The organism is Acidiphilium sp. PM (assembly GCF_000219295.1).
GTDB lineage: Bacteria > Pseudomonadota > Alphaproteobacteria > Acetobacterales > Acetobacteraceae > Acidiphilium > Acidiphilium multivorum.
Window position 1 is genome coordinate 1 of sequence record NZ_AFPR01000264.1, and the last position, 2,063, is coordinate 2,063.

Genomic DNA, 2,063 nt, shown 5'->3' on the forward strand with positions numbered 1-2,063 from the left:
CGATGGTCTCGGCGAGGTCGCCGACGAAATCGTAGGAGAGCGCGAACAGCTCGGGATCGGTGCGGGCGGCGGCCAGCTCGCGCAGCACGGCGGGTTTCGCGCCGGGAAAGTCGAGCGCGCCGGCGATGGCGGCGAGCGCGTAGCCGCGCTCGGGATTGGGGCGGTGGGCGAAGTAATCGGCGAGGAGCGCGATCTTGGCGTTGCGGCCGGTGGTGTAGAGCAGGCGTTCCAGCAGATCGGCGAAGGGTTTCATTCCTGCTCCGCCTCGTCGCCATAGCCGATCAGGCTGAGCGCGCGGCCGCGCCGTCCCATGAGCGAGAGCTGGCGCAGCAGGGCCGCCTCGGCGCCGTGGGTGACCCAGATTTCCGGGGCGGCGACATCCTCCACCGTGGCGAGCAGTTCGTCCCAGTCGGCATGGTCGGAGATGACGAGCGGCAGCTCGACGCCGGAGGCCTTGGCGCGCTGGCGCACCCGCATCCAGCCCGAGGCGACGGCGACCACCGGATCATCCAGCCGCCGCGCCCAGCGATCCGCCACTGCGGAAGGCGGGGCGAGAACGATGGCGCCTTTCAGCGCGTCCTTGTCGGCGACCGTGGCGGGGCGGAGATCGCCCAGGGGCACGCCGAGGGTTTCGTAGAGGTCGCAGAGTTTTTGCAGGGCGCCGTGGAGGTAGATCGGAGCGTCGTATCCGGCTTCGCGCAGCAGGGCGATCAGCCGCTGCGCCTTGCCGAGACCGTAGGCGCCGACGAGATGGGCGCGGGTGGGGAAGATCGTCATGGAGTGGAGCAGTTTCGCGATTTCCGCCGCGGCGTCCGGATGGCGGAAGACCGGCAGGCCGAAGGTCGCCTCCGTCACGAACACGTCGCAATTCACCGGGACGAAGGGCGCGCAGGTGGGATCGCGCCGGCGCTTGTAGTCGCCCGAGACCACGGCGCGGCTGCCCTCGTAGTCCAGCACCACCTGGCAGGAGCCGAGGACATGGCCGGCGGGGACGAGGGAGACGCCGACGCCGTTGATGCGGACGATCTCGCCCGGTGCGGCCGCCTGCTGCGCCGCGCCGGCCCGCGCCTCGCCCATCCGCACCCGCATGATCGCAAGCGTCTCGGCGCTGGCCAGCACATGGCGATGGCCCGGCCGGGCATGGTCGGCATGGCCATGGGTGATCACCGCGCGATCGACGGCGCGGGTGGGGTCGATGAAGAAGTCGCCCGGCACGCAATGTAGCCCTTCGGGGCGGGGATGCAGCCAGGTTTCGGGATGCGGAGGCATGGCGGGAAGATGGGGGCGGATTGCAGGTTTCGCCAAGTCTGCCATGTCTGGCGCGTGACCGCCCTGCCCCACCGTTTCGCCGACTGGTTCGCCGCGCGCGGCTGGACGCCGCGGCCGCACCAGCTCGCCGTGCTGGACGCGGCGCGGCGGGGAAAAAACGCGCTGCTGATCGCCCCCACCGGCGGGGGCAAGACGCTGGCAGGGTTCCTGCCCAGCCTGATCGCGCTGGCGGACGATCCGCCGGAGGGACTGCACACGATCTATGTCAGCCCGCTAAAGGCGCTGGCGACCGATATCGCCCGCAATCTCGAAGCGCCGGTGGCGGAGATGGGCCTGCCCATCCGCGTCGAGACCCGCACGGGGGACACGCCGGCGAACCGGCGGGCGCGGCAGCGCGCCCGGCCGCCACATGTTCTGCTGACCACGCCGGAGAGCCTCGCCTTGCTGCTCTACGATCCCGAGGCGGCGTCGCGCTTCGCGGGGCTGGCGAACATCGTGATCGACGAGGTGCACGCGCTGGCCGGGACCAAGCGGGGCGACCAGCTCGCGCTCTGCCTCGCCCGGCTCGCACAACTCGCGCCGGGGGCGGTGCGGATCGGGCTGTCGGCGACGATCGCGCATCCCGAGGCGATCCGCGCCTGGATCTCGCCGGATGGCCGGGGCGGGGCGACCGAGATGATTACGGGCGAGGCCGGGGCGGCGCCGGAGATCGGGATGTTGATCGGGCCGGCGCGGATGCCGTGGTCCGGCCATATGGGGCTGATGGCGGCGGAGGCGGTGCTGGCGCGCATCCG

At 71.7% G+C, this 2,063-nt stretch carries 2 protein-coding genes and 1 pseudogene; 1 reads left to right on the forward strand and 2 read right to left on the reverse strand.

Annotation, left to right across the window (positions count from 1 at the left end):
* Both APM_RS10925 and APM_RS10930 read right to left on the reverse strand, forming a co-directional pair.
* Positions 1-253, reverse strand: a pseudogene (locus APM_RS10925) (ATP-dependent DNA ligase); the annotation flags it as partial.
* A complete protein-coding gene (locus tag APM_RS10930; RefSeq protein WP_035188534.1) occupies positions 250-1,314 on the reverse strand; it encodes a ligase-associated DNA damage response exonuclease in 1,065 nt (354 codons plus the stop codon). The pseudogene APM_RS10925 and the gene APM_RS10930, both read right to left, overlap by 4 nt.
* Here APM_RS10930 and APM_RS10935 point away from each other — a divergent pair.
* A partial coding sequence (locus tag APM_RS10935) for a DEAD/DEAH box helicase (RefSeq protein ID WP_007423438.1) occupies positions 1,279-2,063 on the forward strand: 785 nt, incomplete at its 3' end. The genes APM_RS10930 and APM_RS10935 overlap by 36 nt on opposite strands.

Excerpts from the sequence above, each read along its gene's own strand:
- APM_RS10930 (WP_035188534.1), bottom strand. The coding sequence starts at position 1,314 with ATGGCAGACTTGGCGAAACCTGCAATCCGCCCCCATCTTCCCGCCATG.